General features: G+C 71.9%; 16 protein-coding genes. 10 read left to right on the forward strand and 6 right to left on the reverse strand.

All coding sequences use genetic code 11. The features are described 5' to 3' along the window. Positions 1-27: 27 nt before the first annotated feature. Both ACFYZF_RS04295 and ACFYZF_RS04300 read right to left on the reverse strand, forming a co-directional pair. A complete protein-coding gene (locus tag ACFYZF_RS04295; protein WP_387015816.1) occupies positions 28-762 on the reverse strand; it encodes a class F sortase in 735 nt (244 codons plus the stop codon). A gap of 1 nt (position 763) precedes the next feature. Then, the gene (locus ACFYZF_RS04300; RefSeq protein WP_387015818.1) at positions 764-1,819 is read right to left on the reverse strand and encodes a hypothetical protein; all 1,056 of its coding nucleotides are present in this window, start codon (positions 1,817-1,819) and stop codon (positions 764-766) included. 588 nt (positions 1,820-2,407) lie between these two features. Here ACFYZF_RS04300 and ACFYZF_RS04305 point away from each other — a divergent pair. Next, positions 2,408-4,180: a glycoside hydrolase family 6 protein gene (locus tag ACFYZF_RS04305; RefSeq protein WP_387015821.1), complete on the forward strand. Its 1,773-nt coding sequence runs from the start codon at positions 2,408-2,410 to the stop codon at positions 4,178-4,180. Positions 4,181-4,408: 228 nt separating this feature from the next. Here ACFYZF_RS04305 and ACFYZF_RS04310 read toward each other — a convergent pair whose 3' ends face one another. The 4 genes from ACFYZF_RS04310 to ACFYZF_RS04325 all read right to left on the reverse strand — a co-directional run bounded on the left by ACFYZF_RS04310 (position 4,409) and on the right by ACFYZF_RS04325 (position 8,033). Further along, entirely contained in the window at positions 4,409-4,777 is a 369-nt protein-coding gene (locus ACFYZF_RS04310; RefSeq protein WP_387015823.1) for a hypothetical protein, read from the reverse strand. Between the two features lie 236 nt (positions 4,778-5,013). Continuing rightward, positions 5,014-5,448 (reverse strand): GNAT family N-acetyltransferase, encoded by a 435-nt coding sequence (locus ACFYZF_RS04315; RefSeq protein WP_387015826.1) that lies wholly within the window; start codon positions 5,446-5,448, stop codon positions 5,014-5,016. A gap of 885 nt (positions 5,449-6,333) precedes the next feature. Beyond that, complete coding sequence (locus tag ACFYZF_RS04320; RefSeq protein ID WP_387015828.1) at positions 6,334-7,362, reverse strand: hypothetical protein; 1,029 nt, start codon at positions 7,360-7,362, stop codon at positions 6,334-6,336. 11 nt (positions 7,363-7,373) lie between these two features. Continuing rightward, positions 7,374-8,033: a hypothetical protein gene (locus ACFYZF_RS04325; RefSeq protein WP_387015830.1), complete on the reverse strand. Its 660-nt coding sequence runs from the start codon at positions 8,031-8,033 to the stop codon at positions 7,374-7,376. 219 nt (positions 8,034-8,252) lie between these two features. On the opposite strand from ACFYZF_RS04325, the gene ACFYZF_RS04330 reads away from it, so the two are divergent. The 9 genes from ACFYZF_RS04330 to ACFYZF_RS04370 all read left to right on the forward strand — a co-directional run bounded on the left by ACFYZF_RS04330 (position 8,253) and on the right by ACFYZF_RS04370 (position 19,014). Next, positions 8,253-8,690: a Fur family transcriptional regulator gene (locus tag ACFYZF_RS04330; protein ID WP_387015833.1), complete on the forward strand. Its 438-nt coding sequence runs from the start codon at positions 8,253-8,255 to the stop codon at positions 8,688-8,690. Next, positions 8,687-10,177, forward strand: coding sequence for a catalase (locus ACFYZF_RS04335; protein ID WP_387015836.1), 1,491 nt, complete (start codon positions 8,687-8,689; stop codon positions 10,175-10,177). Before ACFYZF_RS04330 ends, ACFYZF_RS04335 begins: the two co-directional genes overlap by 4 nt. Positions 10,178-10,486: 309 nt before the next feature. Continuing rightward, positions 10,487-12,838: a nitrate- and nitrite sensing domain-containing protein gene (locus tag ACFYZF_RS04340; RefSeq protein ID WP_387015839.1), complete on the forward strand. Its 2,352-nt coding sequence runs from the start codon at positions 10,487-10,489 to the stop codon at positions 12,836-12,838. Continuing rightward, the gene (locus tag ACFYZF_RS04345; RefSeq protein ID WP_387015842.1) at positions 12,838-13,260 is read left to right on the forward strand and encodes a roadblock/LC7 domain-containing protein; all 423 of its coding nucleotides are present in this window, start codon (positions 12,838-12,840) and stop codon (positions 13,258-13,260) included. Before ACFYZF_RS04340 ends, ACFYZF_RS04345 begins: the two co-directional genes overlap by 1 nt. Beyond that, complete coding sequence (locus tag ACFYZF_RS04350; protein ID WP_387015845.1) at positions 13,250-13,636, forward strand: DUF742 domain-containing protein; 387 nt, start codon at positions 13,250-13,252, stop codon at positions 13,634-13,636. The genes ACFYZF_RS04345 and ACFYZF_RS04350 overlap by 11 nt, the downstream gene beginning before the upstream one ends. After that, complete coding sequence (locus tag ACFYZF_RS04355) at positions 13,617-14,219, forward strand: ATP/GTP-binding protein (RefSeq protein ID WP_387015848.1); 603 nt, start codon at positions 13,617-13,619, stop codon at positions 14,217-14,219. Before ACFYZF_RS04350 ends, ACFYZF_RS04355 begins: the two co-directional genes overlap by 20 nt. A gap of 124 nt (positions 14,220-14,343) precedes the next feature. Beyond that, positions 14,344-15,381: a lactonase family protein gene (locus ACFYZF_RS04360; protein WP_387015851.1), complete on the forward strand. Its 1,038-nt coding sequence runs from the start codon at positions 14,344-14,346 to the stop codon at positions 15,379-15,381. A 187-nt stretch (positions 15,382-15,568) separates the two neighbouring features. Further along, positions 15,569-17,311: a substrate-binding domain-containing protein gene (locus tag ACFYZF_RS04365; RefSeq protein ID WP_387015853.1), complete on the forward strand. Its 1,743-nt coding sequence runs from the start codon at positions 15,569-15,571 to the stop codon at positions 17,309-17,311. Positions 17,312-17,529: 218 nt separating this feature from the next. After that, positions 17,530-19,014, forward strand: a complete 1,485-nt coding sequence (locus ACFYZF_RS04370) for a sugar transferase (protein ID WP_387015855.1) — start codon at positions 17,530-17,532, stop codon at positions 19,012-19,014. Positions 19,015-19,071: the final 57 nt, after the last annotated feature.

Raw genomic sequence — 19,071 nt, forward strand, 5'->3', positions numbered from 1 at the left:
GTCCCGGGGCCGCCCGTCCCCCACTTCTCAGCCGGTCATCGTCGCGAAGACGACGACGTTGTCGAGGTAGCTGCCCGCGTTCTTGTCGAACTGCCCGCCACAGGTGACGACCCGCAGGCCGGCCCGGTCGTTCGGGCCGTACACCAGCTCGGTGGGAAAGGCCTTCTTCGGGTACGACTTCACCTCGTCGACGGTGAAGGCGGCCTGACTGCCGTCGTCCCGCGACACCGTGATGGCGTCGCCCGGCTGGAGCGCGCCGAGTGAGAAGAAGACGGCGGGACCGCCGACCTTCGCCGAGTCGACGTGCCCGACGACCACCGCGTTGCCGATCTCGCCGGGGCTCGGCCCCGGGGAGTACCAGCCCGCGCTCAGGGCCTGCTCCAGCGACGGGACCTGGACGGTGCCGTCGGGGTTGGTGCCCAGCGTCATGATCGGGGCGTCGACCCCGATCCGGGGGATGGCGATGGTGGTCGGCGTGGCCCGGCCCAGCCCGGCCGCCGGCTGCCCCTCGCCGGCCGGCCCGGTGTCGGGATCGGTGGGCTCCTGGTCGACGCCGTTCCCGCCGGGGCCGGCGGTGGCGTGGCCGTCCGCGCCGGCCTGGGCCTGGGACAGCGGCTGAGGTGGCCGGGGTGCGGACTCGGGCGTGCTGCGCATCGAGGCGCCCACCAGGCCGGCACCGACCATCGCGAGCGTGACGACGACGGCCGCGCCGACGGCACGCCACGGTCTCCCGTGGCGGCCGCCGGCCGGTGTCGCCGTCACGTCAGACGAGGGACCCATTGACCCGACGCCGCCGCATCAGCACGATGCCGCCGAGCGCCGCGGCGCCCAGCATGCCCGCCCCGGTGGTGGCCATCCCACGGTCGGTGCCGGTGGTCGCGCCGCCGTCACCGCCGTCGACGTGGCCGCGCGGGAGCACGACCAGCTCCCCCTCGCCGCAGGAGCCGTGCAGCTTGTGGCGGCCCGGCTCGGCGTCCTCGGAAACCTCGGCCTCGCCGAAGTAGACGAAGTCCTTCTTGTGCTCCCAGGACCGCTCGTCCTCGCCGCGGCCGGAGTCCTTGCCGTACTCGGAGTCGTTGCCGCGGCCCGAGTCCTTGCCGTACTCGGAGTCGTTGCCGCGCCCCGAGTCCTTGCCGTAGCCGGAGTCCTTGCCGTGGCCCGACTCCTCGTCCCGGCCCCAGCCGGAGCCCTCGTCGGACCGGCCCTTCCCGGACTCCTTGCCGTGGTCCTTCTCGGCCTTCTGGCCCTGCTCGTAGCCGCCCCAGTCCTGCTCGCCGTACGGGTCGGCGGTGCCGCCGCCCTTGCCACCCGACTCCCCGCCGGGCTTGCCGTTGTCCTTGCCGTGGTCCTCGCCCGGCTTGCCGTTGTCCTTGCCCTGCTCGTCGCCCGGCTTGCCGTGCTCCCCGTTGTCCTTGCCGTTGTCCTTGCCGTGGTCCTCGCCCGGCTTGCCGTCGTCCTTGCCCTGCTCGTCGCCCGGCTTGCCGTGCTCCCCGTTGTCCCTGCCGTCGTCCTTGCCGTGGTCCTCGCCCGGCTTGCCCCCGTCCTTGCCGTGCTGGCCGCGGTCGTCGTCGGCCGCGTGCAGCTTGACCTTGCCGGTGACCTTGGACCAGACGAAGGCATTCCGCTGCGGCTCCGAGCAGATTTCCAGGAGCTCGACCTTGTCGCCCGCCTTGACGACGTGCGGCTTGACGTAGACCTTGCCGTCGCGGGACTCGCCGTCGTGGCCATCCGCGAACGCGATCCCTGGCGTGAACACCAGCAGGGAGGCCCCCCCGAGGGCGGCACCCGCAACGACCTTCCCGAGCATCTTGTTTGCCATGACCTGCGTCACTCCATCCCTGTTCGTCCTGAGCCCGACGTCAGCCGAGCTACTCAAGACGTTAGACCGGTTCGCGAGCTATAAGAGGAAAGATTCATCTTTTGCAGTTTCCTGATCTTCGGGTGGAAGGTCCGACAAGCGCACTTCGTCGGCACTCCTCGGGCGTTGCCGACCCGGGGAAGGGTTGCTGCCCGGCTGCGCGGGGCGCACCCTTTCGGGGGACGGGGGTGTCTCGCCCCGGGCTGTCTCCAGCGGTGTCATCACGCCGCACTGCTCCGGACGTCCTGTTGGGTCCGTCGAACAAGCATCGAACCATTGCCATGGAAGCGCTCCCATGCAAGAATTTCCCTCACGCGGTACGGGGAGCCACACCGCACAAGGCAGACGTCGAGGGCACCGGTCCCACCGGACGCCGTCCGCCGCCCGCCCGGCCGCTTTCCGCGCCGGTCGCGCACCACCACCGATAAAAATCGCCCGTCCGGGTCGGGCACCCCGAAATCCCCCCGTGGCGCCGCCGATCGTCCGCGCAGGACGTCGGGCGCCGTTCCGCCGGGCCGCGAGTCCGGTCACGCCAAGGAGATCTGTGCCATGAGTATGAGGAAGAGACTGTCCGGCCACCGCCGGGCGCTCGCACTGTCCGGTGCGGGTGTCCTGGTCGCCGCCGGCCTGGTGACCCTCCCGGTCACCGCGGCCCAGGCCGCGACCCAGTGCAGCATCGACTACACCACCAACGACTGGGCCGGCGGATTCACCGCCAACGTCACCATCAAGAACCTGGGTGACGCGGTCAGCTCCTGGAACCTCGGGTTCACCTTCCCGAACAGCAGCCAGCGGGTGCAGCAGGGCTGGTCGGCCAAGTGGAGCCAGGCCGGGCAGAACGTGACCGCCGCGAACGAGTCGTACAACGGCTCGATCGCCAGTGGCGGCAGCGTGAGCATCGGCTTCAACGGCGCGTGGAGCGGCAGCAACCCGAAGCCCACCTCGTTCACCCTGAACGGCGTGGTCTGCAACGGCAGCACTCCCCCCACCACGCCGCCCCCGACCACGCCGCCCCCCACCACGCCTCCGCCGACCACGCCTCCGCCGACGACGCCCCCGCCGGGGGAGAAGGTGGACAACCCCTACCTGAACGCCAAGGGGTACGTGAACCCCGAGTGGAAGGCCAAGGCCGAGTCGGTGGCCGGCGGCAACCGGGTGTCCAACAACCCGACCGCCGTGTGGATCGACCGGATCGCCGCCATCAACGGCACGCCGGACAGCAGCTCCAACGGTGCGATGGGCGTCCGTGCCCACCTGGACGAGGCGCTGAAGCAGGGTGCCAAGTACATCCAGTTCGTGGTCTACAACCTGCCGGGCCGGGACTGTGCCGCGCTCGCCTCCAACGGTGAGCTGGGCCCGAACGACCTGCCCCGGTACAAGGCCGAGTACATCGACCCGATCGCCGCGATCCAGGGCGACGCGAAGTACGCCAGCCTGCGGATCATCAACATCATCGAGATCGACTCGCTGCCGAACCTGGTGACCAACACCTCCGGCAACCCGGGCGGCACCGTGATGTGCGACACCGTCAAGGCCAACGGCGCCTACGTCAACGGCGTCGGGTACGCCCTGGCGAAGCTGGGCGCGCTGGGCAACGTCTACAACTACATCGACGCCGCGCACCACGGCTGGATCGGCTGGGACAGCAACTTCGGCCCGACCGCCGACCAGCTCAAGGCCGCCGCCGTCGCCTCGGGCAGCACCGTGAACAACGTGCACGGCTTCATCGTCAACACGGCCAACTACTCGGCGCTTCGTGAGCCGTACGTCAAGATCACCGACAACGTGAACGGCACGTCCGTCCGGCAGTCGAAGTGGATCGACTGGAACTTCTACACCGACGAGCTCTCGTTCGCCCAGGCGTTCCGTACCAAGCTGGTCTCGGTCGGCTTCAACAGCAACATCGGCATGCTGATCGACACCTCCCGCAACGGCTGGGGCGGCACCGCCCGGCCGACGGGCCCGGGCGCACTGACCAGCGTCGACACCTACGTCAACGGTGGCCGGGTCGACCGGCGGATCCACGCCGGCAACTGGTGCAACCAGTCCGGCGCGGGCCTCGGCGAGCGTCCCAAGGCCGCTCCGGAGTCCGGCATCGACGCCTACGTCTGGGTGAAGCCCCCGGGCGAGTCGGACGGCTCCAGCAAGGAGATCCCGAACAACGAGGGCAAGGGCTTCGACCGGATGTGCGACCCGACCTACACCGGCAACGCCCGCAACGGCAACAGCATGAGCGGTGCCCTGCCGGACGCCCCGATCTCGGGCGCCTGGTTCTCGGCGCAGTTCGCCCAGCTCATGCAGAACGCCTACCCGGCGCTCTGACGCTTCACCAGGCACGCCTGCCCGCCGCTGGCGAGGAGTGAGGCACTCTCAGCGGCAGGTTCCCCGGCCCCTGGTCCGACCGTTCACCGGTCGGGCCAGGGGCCCCCGCCGGTACCGGCCCCGTGATCGCCTGCGCCTGACCGGCACGACACGCCGGAGCGGGTGCCGGTACACAGCAGACGATCACGGCAACTCAGTGCCAGCCAGCCGTCAACTGGTCACGCAGGCTCAGGGCACGGTCTTCTCCACCGCCGCCCGGCCCTGCTCGGCCAGGTCGCGGCGGGCCCGCTCGATGTTCTTCGGCGTCAGGTCCTGGCCCCGGGCGCGCACCAGGTCCTCCGGCTCCCACTCCTGCTCCGCGCCGGTGCGGATGTTGTCCCCGCCGGCCCCCGTACCCGCGCCGTGCGGGTCGCCGAGCAGGTCCTCGGTCGAGCCGGCGCCCTCCGGGACGTCCCCCGGCCCGCCGAAGGACGGAGTGTCCCGGTCGGCCCCGCCACCGGTCGCCAACTGCCGCACTGTGCTCTCGTCGTCCACCGCCGCGGCCACCTCGGGGCTCTCCTCCAGCGGTCGCCCGGCGTTCCGGTCGCGCTTCGTCATCCTGCTGCCCTCCTGTCCCCAGGTGTTGCCTGATCCCCCCGGCGTACCCCGCAGCGCCCCGGACATGCCGACGGCGCGGACCGGGGGCCCGACGGGTGGGGGAGGGGCCGTCATCCCCGTCCGTGACCATGCATTCCACTCCGACCGGCGCATCTGGATGAACGTGGTCGAGGGACCAATACCACCGACCAGATCCTCAGCAAGGCCAGCCGTCGAAAGAGCTCAGATGCACGAAGTTAAAAGGCAACCACGTACTGGATGAAACCGCGGTTCTCGGCGACCTGGTCGTACAGCCGCCGGGCCGTGTGGTTGTCCTGCTTTGTATTCCAGTACAGCCGATCACAACCCTGCTGGCGAGCCCACGCCTGGGTGGCTCCGATCAGCGCCCGGGCAACTCCCTTGCCACGCACGTCGACAGCCGTGAACAGGTCCTGCAGATAACACACGTCGGGCGACGTCGTGCTGGCGTGGACCAAGAAGTGGGCAATGCCGACCAGGCGACCGTCCAGCCGCGCCCCAAGTGCGTGCACTCGGTCACCACGCCGGAACTCCTGCCAGGAATGGTCATACCGTTCCGCGGGCCACGTGCGTCCATAGAAGGTGTGGTAGTCGCAAAACAGCTGCTCCCACACCGGACGGTCGTCTGACTGGAGCGTGGTGACGCTGATCATCGGTCCCTTCCTCATCCGGGGAACGGGGGTGTGAATCCCGTGAGCTCGTGGCGACTCCGAGCATCACCGTTCGGGACGCAGACCACCCGTGTCGCCTCGTAGGGCCAGGCGAATTCCCGACGTACGCGACGAGTTGGGGCAGCTCTTCCGGGTCGGACTTTAGCCCGTTAGATGGGTGTATGTCAATGTCATGTCGTGCTATCGACAGTCTGTTGCGTTCGTGGATAGATCCAGATTGTATGTTGTTGTCGGGCAGCCGATGACCCGAATTCCTATCCGTTAGGGGACAAGTTGAGAATTCGAAAGAAGATGGCAAGTGTCATGTCTGTCGCTGGGTTGGCCGCTGCGTTGGTGCTGACGCCATCGCCGGCGGTAGCGGGGACCATCGGGACTCAAGGGTGCCAGGGGGCTGGGGCCGAGCTTGTGTACTCGTACTACTCGCCCAGCGGCAGTAATACTGTGGCAACCTGGACGAGAAACTGCAGCAACACCTATTCCCTCAACTCTCAGGGGTACCTTCTTCATGCCGGCGGGTGGTCCGGGTACATTGAATTCTCGGGCGGGGAAGTGGACTACTTCTGCGACGGATGGAATGTGGCACTTACCCGCCAGCGGGTTGTCGAGATAACAATGGCGGCAAGCAAGATTTGGGAATGCGGCGGATAGTCTCGCGTTCATCCTTTTTCGAGGCCAGTCGGTCGTAGCACCGGCTGGCCAGCGGGTTGGATCAGCGGACCCCTTCGGGCAGGCCACCTGTGGCCCTTCCAGAAGTCCGCGACCCGGCGCAAACAGGTGATCGAGAGCTGGACGGGCGGTTCCCCGGACGCGCCGCACGCCCCGGCCGTCGTGGCCGGGGCGTGCGGCGAGGTGGCGTCGGGAGTGCGGTCAGCGGCCGAGCACGCGGTCCAGGAAGTCCCGGTAGCGGCGTACCGCGACCCGTAGCTGCTCGGTGTCGTCGCCGGTCTGCTGCCAGTCGCCCAGCTTGTTCTTCTGCTCGGCGAGCGCGGCGGCGAGCGCCTGGATGGCCTCCTCCACCAGCGACTGGGCCTGTCCGGCGGCGGCCTTCGGGTCGTCGACGAAGCGGAGCTGGACGTCGCGCCAGCGGTCCCGGAAGGCCTGAGCGGCGTCCGGCTCGAAGAGGGCGGTGGCGTCCTCGTGCACCGCGCCGGTGTTCGGCCGGGCCGTGGCCGCGCCGAGAGCTGCGTCCGGGGCGGTGGCGTCCGGGTCGATCATGCCCGGCTCGGGCCGGCCGTACCCGGCAGCGCCGGCGACCACCGCGTCCTCGCGGCTGCGGTCCGCCCCGTGGCGCTCGTCGACCCGGTCGGCCTCGGCGTCGCCCGGGTGCCGCGCGTCGTCGGGCCCGTCGGCCGTCCCGGCCGCCTTCCAGCGGTCCCGGTCGTGCAGCCGGTCCCCGGCGGTCGGGTCGGCGCGCTCGGCGTCGAACGCGTCGGTGCGTCCGGGGGCGCCGTCGCCCGGCTGGGCGGTGTCCTCGCCGCGTGGGTCGCGCTCGTCTTCCGGACGGCCGCTGGCCATGGCCGAGGCCGCCACCGCGTCGCCCACCGTGGTCGCCCCGAACGCCGTGGGCAGGGGGGCCGGCTCGTGGAACTCGGGTGCCCGGTCGGAGTCGGCGTCCCGCACGTCGTACGGGCGGGTGTCGTCCAGGTCGTCGGCCGCCCGATTGCGTTCGCCCTGCCGGTCCGTCCCGTGCTCGCCGTTCCGTTCCCCGGCCACGGCCGGGTCGTCGAAGGTGCCCCGGTCGTCGAGTACGTCCTCGGGCAGGTCGACTCGGCCGTCGGCGTCGCGGTCCCGGTGGTGGCCGGCCTCGGTGGGCCGGTCACCCGGGGGCGGGACCGGCACCGGCGCGGACCGGACGGCCTCCGGGTGGTCGCTGCTGGTCTGCTGCTCCTGGCGCATCGTGGCTCTCCTCAACGGCTCGTGACGTCGTGCGGACGGTCGGCGGGCGTGACATCGGCCCGCTGCTCGGGCGTGGCGTCCGGCTGGTGCCCGGGCACGTGTACCGGCTGGTGCTGCTCCGGCGTGTGGCTGCCCACCGGGTCCTTGCCGAGCAGGTCGGCGAAGAGCGCCCGGTAGTGGACGACGGCCTGCCGCAACTCCTCGGTGCCTGCCTCGCCGCGCTCGTTGCGCAGCCGGATCTCGTGCGCGTCCCGGTAGTGCGACAGCGTCCGGGCGTGCTCGACCGACAGGTGGGCGGCCTGGTCGTCGAACTCGCCGGTCGGGTAGCCGCGCTCGGCGACGAGCCGGCCGACCAGCTCGTCGGCGTCGCTCACCGTCTCGGCGGGGGAGTCGACGAAGCGGACCTGGAGTTCCTCCCACGCGGCGGCGTACCGGGCCCGGGACTCGGGCGTGAGTGGGGTGAGGGTCAGCTCGGCGTGCCGGCGTTCCCGGTCCCGCAGCTCCCGCTCGGCGGCCGACCGGTTGTCCTGCTCCGCGACCACCCGGTCGTACTCGGGCCCGAACCGGGACCGCAGCGCGCGGCGGCGGGCGGCCTGCCGGAGCACGACGGCCAGCGCCGCGACGACCACCAGCACGACAAGAACTATGACGATTACCTGCGTGGGCGACATGGATCCTCCTTCGTCCCTCTGGTATTCCCGCTGGCCACTGATCGCCAATCCCGATCCGGGGGAATTTCCTGGGTGATCACGGGTAGCGGGGCGCGACACGGGCGGTTCCGGGCGCGCTGCGCGTCGCCGTCCGGTTTCCGGACGGCGGGATGACCCGGCCCACAGGACCGATCCCGGCGAAAACTTGACTGGTTCCAGAAAGCGCGCCAGGGTGGGGTGATGCCGGTCGAGTCAGACGCCGAACGCCTCCGGGCGGCCGGGCTGCGCGTCACGCAGCCCCGCCTCGCGGTGCTCGCGACGGTGCGCGGTCGGCCCCACCTGGACGTCGACACGATCACCCGCCTCGCCCGCAGCCGCCTCGGGCGGCTCTCCGGTCAGGCGGTCTACGACGTCCTGCACGCCCTGACCGGGGCGGGCCTGCTGCGCCGCTTCGTCCCGGCCGGTGGTCCCGCCCGGTACGAGGTGCGCGGGACCGACCACGACCACCTGATCTGCCGGGAGTGCGGCGTGATCAACGACACCGACCGGAGCCCCGCACCGGGGCCCTGCCTCGACCCCTCGACGGCGGCCACCTTCGCGGTGGAGTTCGCCGAGGTCACGTACTGGGGGCGCTGCCCCGACTGCCAGCAGCGACACCTATCCGGAGGAGAGCGATGAGCGACCCGCAGGCCAGCAGGCCGATCCTGACCACCCGCCAGGGCCACCCCGTGCACAACAACCAGCAGCAGCGGACGGTCGGCTCGCGCGGCCCGGCGACGCTGGAGAACTACCACTTCCTGGAGAAGATCAGCCACTTCGACCGGGAGCGCATCCCGGAGCGGGTGGTGCACGCCCGCGGCTTCGTCGCGCACGGCGAGTTCGAGGCGTACGGGACGATCGGCGACGAGCCGGCGTCGACGTACACCCGGGCCAAGCTGTTCCAGACCAGGGGCAAGAAGACCCCGCTCACCATCCGGTTCTCCACGGTCATCGGCGGCCGGGACTCCTCCGAGGCGGCCCGCGACCCGCGCGGCTTCGCGGTGAAGTTCCGCACCGAGGACGGCAACTGGGACATGGTGGGCAACAACCTCCAGGTCTTCTTCATCCGGGACGCGATCAAGTTCCCCGATGTGATCCACTCGCTGAAGCCGGACCCGGTGACCTTCCGCCAGGAGCCGAACCGGATCTTCGACTTCATGTCGAACACGCCCGAGTCGATGCACATGCTGACCTGGCTCTTCTCGCCGTACGGCATCCCGAAGAACTACCGGACCATGCGCGGCTCCGGGGTCAACACGTACCGCTTCGTCAACGCCGAGGGCGACGGCGTGCTGGTCAAGTTCCACTGGATGACCCAGCAGGGCGAGCACAACCTGACCGAGGCGCAGGCCGCCGAGATCCAGGCCGGCGAGCTGGGCCACGCCTCGAAGGACCTCTACGAGGCCATCGAGCGCGGCGAGTACCCGCAGTGGGAGCTCAACGTCCAGGTCATGAGCGACGACGAGCACCCCGAGCTCGACTTCGACCCGCTGGACGACACCAAGATCTGGCCGGAGGAGGACTTCCCGTACCTCCCGGTCGGCATGATGACGCTCAACCGCAACATCACCGACCACCACAACGAGAACGAGCAGATCGCCTTCGGCACCGGCGTGCTGGTCGACGGGATCGACTTCTCCGACGACAAGATGCTGATCGGCCGGACGTTCTCCTACTCGGACACCCAGCGCTACCGGGTCGGCCCGAACTACCTCCAGCTGCCGGTCAACCGGCCGCGCGAGGACGTTCAGGTCAGCACCAACCAGGGTGGTGGCCAGATGTCGTACGGGGTGGACAACCGGGGCGGCAACCCGCACATCAACTTCGAGCCGTCCTCGGTGGCGGGCCTCAGCGAGGCCGACGAGTCCTACCGGGAGTACCGCCCGTTCGTCTCGGGCCAGATCATGCGGGCCCCGATCGAGCGGCAGAACAACTACTCCCAGGCCGGCCGCCGCTACCGTGAGATGGCCGACTGGGAGCGCGACGACCTGGTCCTCAACCTCACCAACCTGCTGGCCCAGTGCGACAAGCACATCCAGGAGAAGATGGTGTGGCACTTCAGCCAGTGCGACGAGAACTACGGCCGGCGGATCGCCGAGGGTCTGGGCATCTCCGCCGACGCCTGACCCGCGCCGGTCGGACCTTGCAGGCGCCCCTGGTCGAACCGGCCGGGTGGACACCGACAACCGCACGACCCCACCTGCTGCGCAGGCACCGGACCGAGCGCCCCGCCCGTTCCCGGGCGGGGCGCTCGCGCATTCGCCGTCCACAGCGGAGCGTGCCGGGGTGAGCGCGCGGGGCATAGAGCCGGTACCGCAATGGCCGGCGATTACGTATCCTGCCCAAGGCGCCGTGCCGGTGCCTCGGCGCCGCAGCGGGCGAAGCCCGTGTCGGCGTCGGCGCCACCCGCTGCCACACCTTCCGGGCGAGGTCTGATGAACACCCGCGACTGGCCGATTCGCTCGAAGCTGACGGCGCTGGTCATCGCGCCGGTGAGCGCGCTGGTGGTGCTCTGGATCTTCGCGACCACCCTCACCTTCGCTCCGGCCCGGGACCTGCTCTCCGCCAGCACCCTCCTGTCCGACCTCGGCCGGCCGGGCGAGACGGTCGTCGCCGAGCTGCAACGGGAGCGCCGGCTCAGCGTGGTGCAGCTCGCCGGTGACGCCGCGCTGCCGGCGCTGGCCGAACAGCGGCGGCGCACCGACGTCGCGGTCGCCGAACTGCGCGGCCGGGTCTCCGGGGAACGCCTGCGCGACGCCGCCGACGACCTGCTCGACGCCCGCGTCGACCGCCTGCTCGGCGCGCTGGACGGGCTGCCCACCGGCCGGGGCTTCATCGACCGCCGGGAGGTCGACAGGGCCGGCGCGATCGGGCTCTACAGCGGCATGGTGGGCGCGGCGTTCCAGGCGTTCTCGGCGCTGGCCACGCTCCCCGACGACGACCTGAACCGGCAGGCCCTGGCACTGACCGCACTCGGCCGTTCCCGGGAGCTGCTCGGGCAGGCCGACGCGCTGCTCGCCGGGGTGCTGGTCAGCGGGCGCTTCGCCGAGGGCGAGCACGCCCAGCTCGTGCAGACCATCGGCAACCAGCGCTTCCTGATCGAGTCCGCGGTGGCCGACCTGCCGGCCGACGACCGGGCCGCCTACCAGCGGCTGGCCGAGAGCGACGCCTTCGCCCGGCTGCGGGCCCTCCAGGACGCCCTGGTCCGGGCCGACCCCGTCCGGGCGCCCGCCGTGGACCTCCGGGCCTGGCAGACCAGCCAGGACGCCGTCCAGCAGAGCCTGCGCGACTTCGAGCTGACCCAGGCCGACGGACTGGCCGAGCGGACGATTCCGGTGGCGGTCGGCATCCTCGCCCGCCTCGGGGCGGCCGGCGTGCTCGGGCTCGCCGCCGTGGTGGTGTCGGTGCTGGTGTCCCTGCGGGTGGGGCGGTCGCTGGCGCAGCGGCTCTCCGGGGTGCACACCGCCGCGCTGGAGATGGCCGAACACCGGCTGCCGGACGTGGTGGCCCGGCTGCGCCGCGGCGAGGACGTGGACGTGGCCCGGGAGTCGCCCGCTCTGGACTACGGTCGCGACGAGATCGGCCAGGTCGGCCACGCCTTCAACGAGGTGGGCCGCACGGCCGTGCGCGCCGCCGTCGACGAGGTCAGCCTGCGCCGAGGGCTCAACGAGGTCTTCCTCAACATCGCCCGGCGCAGCCAGGGCCTGGTGCACCGGCAGCTCGCCCTGCTGGACCGGATGGAGCGCCGCGTCGAGGACCCGGACGAGCTGGCCGAGCTGTTCCGGGTGGACCACCTGGCCACCCGGCTCCGCCGGCACGCCGAGGACCTGGTCATCCTGGCCGGTGCCGCGCCCGGCCGGGGCTGGCGCAACCCGGTCGCGATGGTCGACCTGGTCCGGGGGGCCATCTCCGAGGTCGAGTCGTACGACCGGGTCGACATCATCGACATGCAGCCCGCCGCCACGGTGGGCCGCGCGGTCGGCGACGTCACCCACCTGCTCGCCGAGCTGGTGGAGAACGCCACCGCGTACTCCCCGCCGGGCACCCACGTGTCGGTGCGCGGGCAGAGCCTGCCCAACGGGTACGCGCTGGAGATCACCGACCAGGGGCTGGGCATGTCCGTCCCGGCGATGGAGGAGGCCAACCGGCGGCTGGCGACGTCACCGGAGTTCGATCCGGCGGACAGCGCCCGGCTCGGGTTGTTCGTGGTGGCGCGGCTCGCCACCCGGCACGGGATCCGGGTACGGCTCCGCCGGGCCGCCCAGGGCGGGGTCACCGCCGTGGTGCTGATCCCGCCGGACCTGGTGACCACCGAGCCGCCGCCCGATCCGCCGCCCGCCGCGCCGGACGGCTCGGTCGACGACCGGCGGATGGCCAAGGTGACCCGGCTCAAGACCCTGCCCCGGACGCGTCCGGCCCGGATCAACCGGGAGCGGGCGGACTCGCAGACCGCCGTGGTGCCGCTGGTTCCCAGCCGCGCAGTGCCGGTCGACCCGTCCGGCGAGGGCGACGGCCTGCCCCGCCGGGTGCGCCAGCGCGGCCCCGTCGCCCGCCCCCGGCCGGCCGCCCTGGACGCGCCGGCCCCACGCGCCCCGGAGGAGGCCCGCCGGCTGATGTCCGCCCTCCAGGCCGGCACCGCCCGGGGCCGCCGGGACGGCGCCGCCGCCGGGAGTCCCGTGCCGCCCGTCTCCTCCACCAACGCCACCTCCGCCGTCGACGCGTCACCGAATCCGGACACCCCGGCGGCGCTTCCGCAACCCCCGACCGCAACTGAGAGGGATGCCTAGTGGTGCACACGACGAAGCCGAACGTCGATCTCGACTGGTTGCTCGACGACCTGGTGGAACGGGTGCCGGCCAGCCGCCAGGCGGTGGTGCTGTCGGCGGACGGGCTGCTGCTCGGCGCCTCGGCCGACTCCGACCGCAGCGACGCCGAACACCTCTGCGCCCTGGCCTCCGGCTTCTCCAGCCTGGCCAAGGGCACCAGCCGGCACCTCGACGCCGGGGGAGTCCGGCAGACCGTGGTGGAGATGGAGGCGGCATATCTCTTCGTCACCGCCGCCGGCCAGGGCGCGTGTCTGGCGGTGGTCGCCGAGGCCGACGCGGACATCGGCCTGGTGGCGTACGAGATGGCGATGTTGGTGATCCGGGTGGGCGAGAACCTCACCGCGCCGGCCCGGACCGGGTCGGGTGCCGCCGATGCGGGCTGAGTCTCCCGGGCCGCAGCACGAGTGGCTGGACGCCGACGCCGGTCCAGTGGTCCGCCCGTACACCCTGACCGGTGGCCGGGTCCGGCCGCCGGCCGGTCTCGACCTGGTGGCCTTCGTGCTCACCGCCCGGGCCGTCGATGCCGCCACCCACTCGCGACTGCACCCGGAGCACCGGCGACTGGTCGAGCTGGCCCGCCGGCCGGTGCCGGTCGCCGAGCTCGCCGCCGAGCTGGACCTCGCGGTCGTCGTGGTCCGGGTGCTGGTCGGCGACCTGCTCGCCCGCGGCCTGGTCTCCGTGCACGCGCCGGCCGGCACCGCGTTCCTACCCGACGACAACATCCTCAAGGCGGTGGTCAATGGACTCCGTGCGCTATGACCGTGACGGAACAAGGGTGCGGATCCCGCTGGCCCTGAAGATCCTCATCGCCGGCGGCTTCGGCGCCGGCAAGACGACGCTGGTGAGCGCGTTGAGCGAGGTCCGGCCGTTGCAGACCGAGGAGGTCCTGACCGGGGCCGGGATCGGCGTCGACGACATCTCCGGCGTGGAGGGCAAGTCGACCACCACGGTGGCGATGGACTTCGGCCGGATCACCATCAACGAGGACCTCCAGGTCTACCTGTTCGGCACGCCCGGGCAGGACCGGTTCTGGTTCCTCTGGGACGAGTTGGCCTTCGGGGCCCTCGGCGCGGTGGTGCTCGCCGACACCCGCCGGCTGGCCGACTGCTTCCCCTCGATCGACTACTTCGAGCAGCGGAACATCCCGTTCGTGGTCGGGGTGAACTGCTTCGACGACGGCCGCCGGTTCAGCCTGGACTCCGTACGGCAGGCCCTGGACCTGGACCCGGGGGTGCCGCTGGTGTTCTGCGACGCCCGGGACCGGCAGTCCGGCAAGGAGGTGCTGATCTCGCTGGTCGAGCACGTCGCCCGGCAGCGCGGCGAGCCGGTGCCGGTGGCCTGACCCGGCTCGCGGCGGCTCCCGGCGGGACGGCGATTCTGTCGATTCGCGGGAATCGGGGCTGAGGCGGTGGGTGGCGGGGAAAGCTCTGTGGGATCGATACGGACAGCGGCGGAAGGCGGATCGGGTGACCGGGCAGCAGACGATCGTCCACCTCGGTGGTTACACGGCGGCCAGCGGTGGCAGGGGCGACGGGATCGTCGCCGCCCGGCGGGACCCGGGGACCGGGGCGCTTACCCCGCTCGGCACCGTCGCGGTCACCCCGTCGCCGTCCTTTCTCGTCCGGCATCCCGTCCTGCCGGTGCTCTACGCCGTGAACGAGCTGGCCGAGGGGGAGGTCAGCGCGTTCCGCACCGGCCCGGACGGCGACCTGACCCCGCTGGGTGTGCGGGGCACCGGCGGCGCGGATCCCTGTCACCTGGCGGTCACCCCGGACGGCGGGCACCTGGTCGTGGCCAACTACGGCGGCGGCAGCGTCGCCGTCCTCCCACTCGACCCGCAGGGCGTTCCGGGCGAGCGCAGCGACCTGGTGGTGCACTCCGGGCACGGGCCGGACCCGCAGCGCCAGGAGAAGGCGCACTGCCACATGGTGTCCCCCGCACCGGACTCCGGGCCGCTGCTCGCCGTCGACCTCGGCACCGACTCCGTCTACCGGTACGACCTCGACGCCGCCTCCGGCCGGTTGGTGCCCCGGGGCCCCCGGGTGCACATGGCCGCCGGCACGGGCCCCCGGCACCTGGCCCGGCACCCGGACGGCCGGCGCTGCTGGCTGGCGGGGGAGCTGGACGGCACGGTGACCGCGTACGAGCTGACCCCCGACGGGGCGCTGCACCAGCGCGGCTGGGTGGACGCCAGCACCCGCGCCGGCCACGTCCAGCCCTCCGAGATCACGGTCGGCGCGGATGGCCGCTTCCTCTACGTCGGCAACCGGGGCGTCGGCACGGTGTCGGTCTTCGCGCTGGCGGGGGAGCTGCCCGAGCTGGTCGCCGAGGTGGAGACCGGCGGGGAGTGGCCCCGGCACCTCGCGCTGGCCGGCGGGCACCTCTACGTCGCCGACGAGCGCGCCGACATGATCCGGGTGTTCCGGGTGGACCCGGCGACGGGGGTGCCGACGCCGGTCGGCGAGCCCGTCCCGGTGCCCAGCCCGACCTGCGTCCTGCCCTGACCGGGCGGCGACCGGCATCACGCTGCGTCCCTGCTCAGTGGCGTTCCGGCGACAAAAGGAAGCAAGCCGGCGACTCAGGGTAACGACATGGTCGGGAACTGTTTCTGCTGGGTAACTTTCGTCCGAACGGCCGTGGCAGCGCCGGTAGCGGTTACGCAAGATGGTCACCGTGCCAGGCCGCCATCGCATGCGTTCAAGTCTCCGCGGAGCAGGTGCCGTCGCCTCGGCGACCGCGCTGGTCGTCGTCGTCGCGGGCTCCTGGTTCGGGTACCGCCAACTGGTGCAGCCGGCGTGCTCGGGGCAGGTCCAGCTCACCGTCGCGGCTTCCCCCGAGCTCGCGCCCGCAGTGCGGGCCGAGGCCGCCGGGTGGGTGGCCGACGGCGCGGCGGTCGGTGGCACCTGCATCGCGGTCGACGTCTCGGCCGTCGACTCCGTGGACGTCGCCGCGGCCGTGGCCAGCAAGCACGGCGTGCAGCTTCCCGGTGTGGGTCAGGTCAGCGGCACCGCGGTCACCCCGGACGTGTGGGTGCCGGACTCCTCGACCTGGCTGTTGCGGCTGAAGAACGCCGGGGCCACCGCGTTCGCCCCGAGCAACGGCGGGTCCATCGCCCGCAGCCCCGTCGTGGTGGCGGTGCCCGAGCCGGTGGCCTCCTCCCGGCTCGGCTGGCCGGAGAAGAAGCTGACCTGGTCCGACCTGCTGCGGCAGGTGAGCAGCAGCAAGCCGCTGCGGACCGGGATCGTGGAACCGACCCGGGACGCGGCCGGCCTGTCCGGGCTGCTGTCGCTGGCCGCGACGGCCAGCGCCTCCGGCGGCGACGCGCAGGAGGCGACCACCGGCACGCTGCGGGCGCTGGCCACCGGCCGGTCCGCGTTGCGCGAGGACCTGCTCGCCCGGTTCCCGCGTTCGTCCGACCCGACAGCGATCGCTGGCGGCCTCGGTGCCGCAACGCTGTCGGAGGAGGCCGTGATGGCGTACAACGAGGGGAAGCCGCCGGTCCCGCTGGCGGCGCTCTACCTCGAACCGTCGCCGGTGCCGCTGGACTACCCGTACGCGGTGCTGCCCGGTGTCGAGCCGGCGAAGCAGTCCGCGGCCCGGGTCCTGTTCGGGGCGCTCACCACGCCCGGCTTCCGTGACCGGCTGGCCGGGCGGTCGCTGCGCGCGCCGGACGGCACCTGGGGCGAGGGCTTCAAGGCGCTGCGGGGCGCGCCGAGTCCGGGCGGCGGCGCGGGCGTCACGCCCGCTCCGGCCGGCAACGGTGCCGGCGGCCTGGACCCGGCGGCGATGGAGCGCGTCGTCTCCAGTTGGTCGATCGCCACCCAGTCCGGCCGGATGCTGTGCGTGATCGACGTCTCCGGTTCGATGAAGCAGCCGGTGCCGAGCGCCGACAACGCCACCCGGGAGCAGGTCACGGTGGCGGCGGCCAGCCGGGGCCTGCGCCTGTTCGACGACTCCTGGTCGATCGGGCTGTGGACCTTCTCCACGAAGCTGTCGGGCGCCCGGGACTACCGCGAGCTGGTGCCGATCAACCCGCTGTCGGGCAACCGCGCCCGGCTGGAGCAGGGGCTGGCCACGATCCGGCCCTCGAACGGCGACACCGGCCTGTACGACACGCTGCTGGCCGCGTACCAGGAGGTCCAGAACGACTGGGAACCGGGCCGGGTCAACTCGGTGGTGTTGTTCACCGACGGCAAGAACGAGGACGACGACGGCATTTCCCAGCAGAAGCTGCTCTCCGAGCTGAAGCGGATCGCCGACCCCGAGCGGCCGGTCCAGGTCGTCATCATCGGCATCGGCGCCGACGTCAGCAAGGCCGAGCTGGAGTCGATCACCAAGGTCACCGGTGGGGGGAACTTCGTCACCGAGGATCCGACCAGGATCGGTGACATCTTCCTGAAGGCGATCGCGCTCCGCCCGAACGCCCCACGCTGAGTAACCAATCAGTGCAGATTGGACCGTCGTGCTGGTGGACCCGTTGCGACGGAGAGTCCTCACGTGAAAGCTCTTTCGAAGCAAATGACGGCAATACGTCCGAGGCGATCGGTGGCCATGGTTCTAAGGCAAGATGTCGGGGTGCTCCGGCGTCGCTGGTCCCATGAAGAGGATCGACAGTCGACCGGGGTCGGCCTCAGCAGAAGTGGGGAGGGCCGGTGACCTCGACGACGCTTTTGACCCCCACCAGGACGCCGTCGCGTCCTGGTGACCACCGGGCCGGGCCGGTGGCCCGCGTCGACGAGCGGGCGTACGTCCGCATGCTGGTGGTGCTGGACACCGCCGTGCTGGCCGTCGCCGTGCTGGTCGGCTACGTCACCCGATTCGGCGACGAGGAGCCGGTGGGCTCGAAGATCCCGTACGTCGTGGTCGCGCCCGCGCTCGTGTTCACCTGGCTGGTCTCGCTCAAGGTGCTGCGCTGCTACGACGACCGGGTGCTGGGCTACGGCGCCGACGAGTACCGCCGGGTGAGCACGGCCAGCCTGCGGCTCGCCGGGGGCACCGCGATCGCCGGCTACATCGCCGACGTCGGCGTGTCCCGGGGCTTCCTGGCGATCTCGTTCGCGGTGGGCATGCTGGGCCTGGAGGCGGCGCGGTTCGCCGCCCGCAAGCGGCTGCACCGGGCCCGGTCCCAGGGCCGGGGCTGGTCGCGCAAGGTGCTGGTGGTCGGCGACACCGCGCACGTGCTGGAGCTGGTGCACCAGCTGCGCCGGGAGCCGTACGCCGGCTACCAGGTGGTCGGTGCCTGCATCCCGGACGCGCTGCTGGCACCGGTGCCGCAGCGGCTCGGCGACGTTCCGGTAGTCGGCTCGTTCCGGGGCATCCCGCAGGCGGCCACCGCGATCGGCGCCGACACCGTGGCGGTCACCGCCTCCGGTGAGCTGACCGCGACCCGCCTGCGGCGGCTCGGCTGGCAGCTGGAGGGGACCGGGGTGGACCTGGTCGTCGCGCCCGCGCTGACCGACGTGGCCGGTCCCCGCATCCACACCCGGCCGGTCGCCGGCCTCCCCCTCATCCACGTGGAGGCCCCCGAGTTCCGGGGGGCCCGCAAGCTGGTTAAGGGCTTCGTCGACAGGTCCGCCGCCACCGTGGCGCTGGCGCTGCTCCTGCCGCTGGTGGCGGTGATCGCGCTGGCCGTCAAGCTCGACAGCCGGGGGCCGGTGCTGTTCCGGCAGACCCGGGTCGGCCAGGGCGGTCGGGAGTTCGGGGTGTTCAAGTTCCGCACCATGGTGATCAACGCCGACGCCCTGCTCGCCGAGCTGGCCGCCCGCAACGAGACCGACGGCCTGATGTTCAAGATGCGCGACGACCCCCGGGTGACCCGGGTCGGCCGGGTGCTGCGCAAGTGGTCGCTGGACGAGCTGCCCCAGTTGGCGAACGTGCTGCTCGGCCACATGAGCCTGGTCGGCCCGCGCCCACCGCTGCCCTCCGAGGTGGCCCGCTACGACGGCGACGTGGCCCGGCGGTTGCTGGTCAAGCCCGGCATGACCGGCCTCTGGCAGGTCAGCGGCCGGTCCGACCTGAGCTGGGAGGACGGCATCCGGCTCGACCTCTACTACGTGGAGAACTGGTCGCTGGCCGCCGACCTGACCATCATGTGGAAGACCTTCGGCGCGGTGATGCGCAGCCGGGGCGCCTATTGACCACCCGGCGGCGGGGCGACGCCGGCAGCGATCCCGCCCCGGCTGATGGGCCCGGTC

Origin of the sequence: Micromonospora sp. NPDC001898 (genome assembly GCF_042891255.1) — a bacterium.
GTDB lineage: Bacteria > Actinomycetota > Actinomycetes > Mycobacteriales > Micromonosporaceae > Micromonospora.

Excerpts from the sequence above, each read along its gene's own strand:
- ACFYZF_RS04365 (WP_387015853.1), top strand. The coding sequence starts at position 15,569 with ATGCGTTCAAGTCTCCGCGGAGCAGGTGCCGTCGCCTCGGCGACCGCG.
- ACFYZF_RS04340 (WP_387015839.1), top strand. The coding sequence starts at position 10,487 with ATGAACACCCGCGACTGGCCGATTCGCTCGAAGCTGACGGCGCTGGTC.
- ACFYZF_RS04315 (WP_387015826.1), bottom strand. The coding sequence starts at position 5,448 with ATGATCAGCGTCACCACGCTCCAGTCAGACGACCGTCCGGTGTGGGAG.
- ACFYZF_RS04310 (WP_387015823.1), bottom strand. The coding sequence starts at position 4,777 with ATGACGAAGCGCGACCGGAACGCCGGGCGACCGCTGGAGGAGAGCCCC.
- ACFYZF_RS04330 (WP_387015833.1), top strand. The coding sequence starts at position 8,253 with ATGCCGGTCGAGTCAGACGCCGAACGCCTCCGGGCGGCCGGGCTGCGC.
- ACFYZF_RS04300 (WP_387015818.1), bottom strand. The coding sequence starts at position 1,819 with ATGGCAAACAAGATGCTCGGGAAGGTCGTTGCGGGTGCCGCCCTCGGG.
- ACFYZF_RS04325 (WP_387015830.1), bottom strand. The coding sequence starts at position 8,033 with ATGTCGCCCACGCAGGTAATCGTCATAGTTCTTGTCGTGCTGGTGGTC.
- ACFYZF_RS04350 (WP_387015845.1), top strand. The coding sequence starts at position 13,250 with ATGCGGGCTGAGTCTCCCGGGCCGCAGCACGAGTGGCTGGACGCCGAC.
- ACFYZF_RS04355 (WP_387015848.1), top strand. The coding sequence starts at position 13,617 with ATGGACTCCGTGCGCTATGACCGTGACGGAACAAGGGTGCGGATCCCG.
- ACFYZF_RS04335 (WP_387015836.1), top strand. The coding sequence starts at position 8,687 with ATGAGCGACCCGCAGGCCAGCAGGCCGATCCTGACCACCCGCCAGGGC.
- ACFYZF_RS04320 (WP_387015828.1), bottom strand. The coding sequence starts at position 7,362 with ATGCGCCAGGAGCAGCAGACCAGCAGCGACCACCCGGAGGCCGTCCGG.
- ACFYZF_RS04305 (WP_387015821.1), top strand. The coding sequence starts at position 2,408 with ATGAGTATGAGGAAGAGACTGTCCGGCCACCGCCGGGCGCTCGCACTG.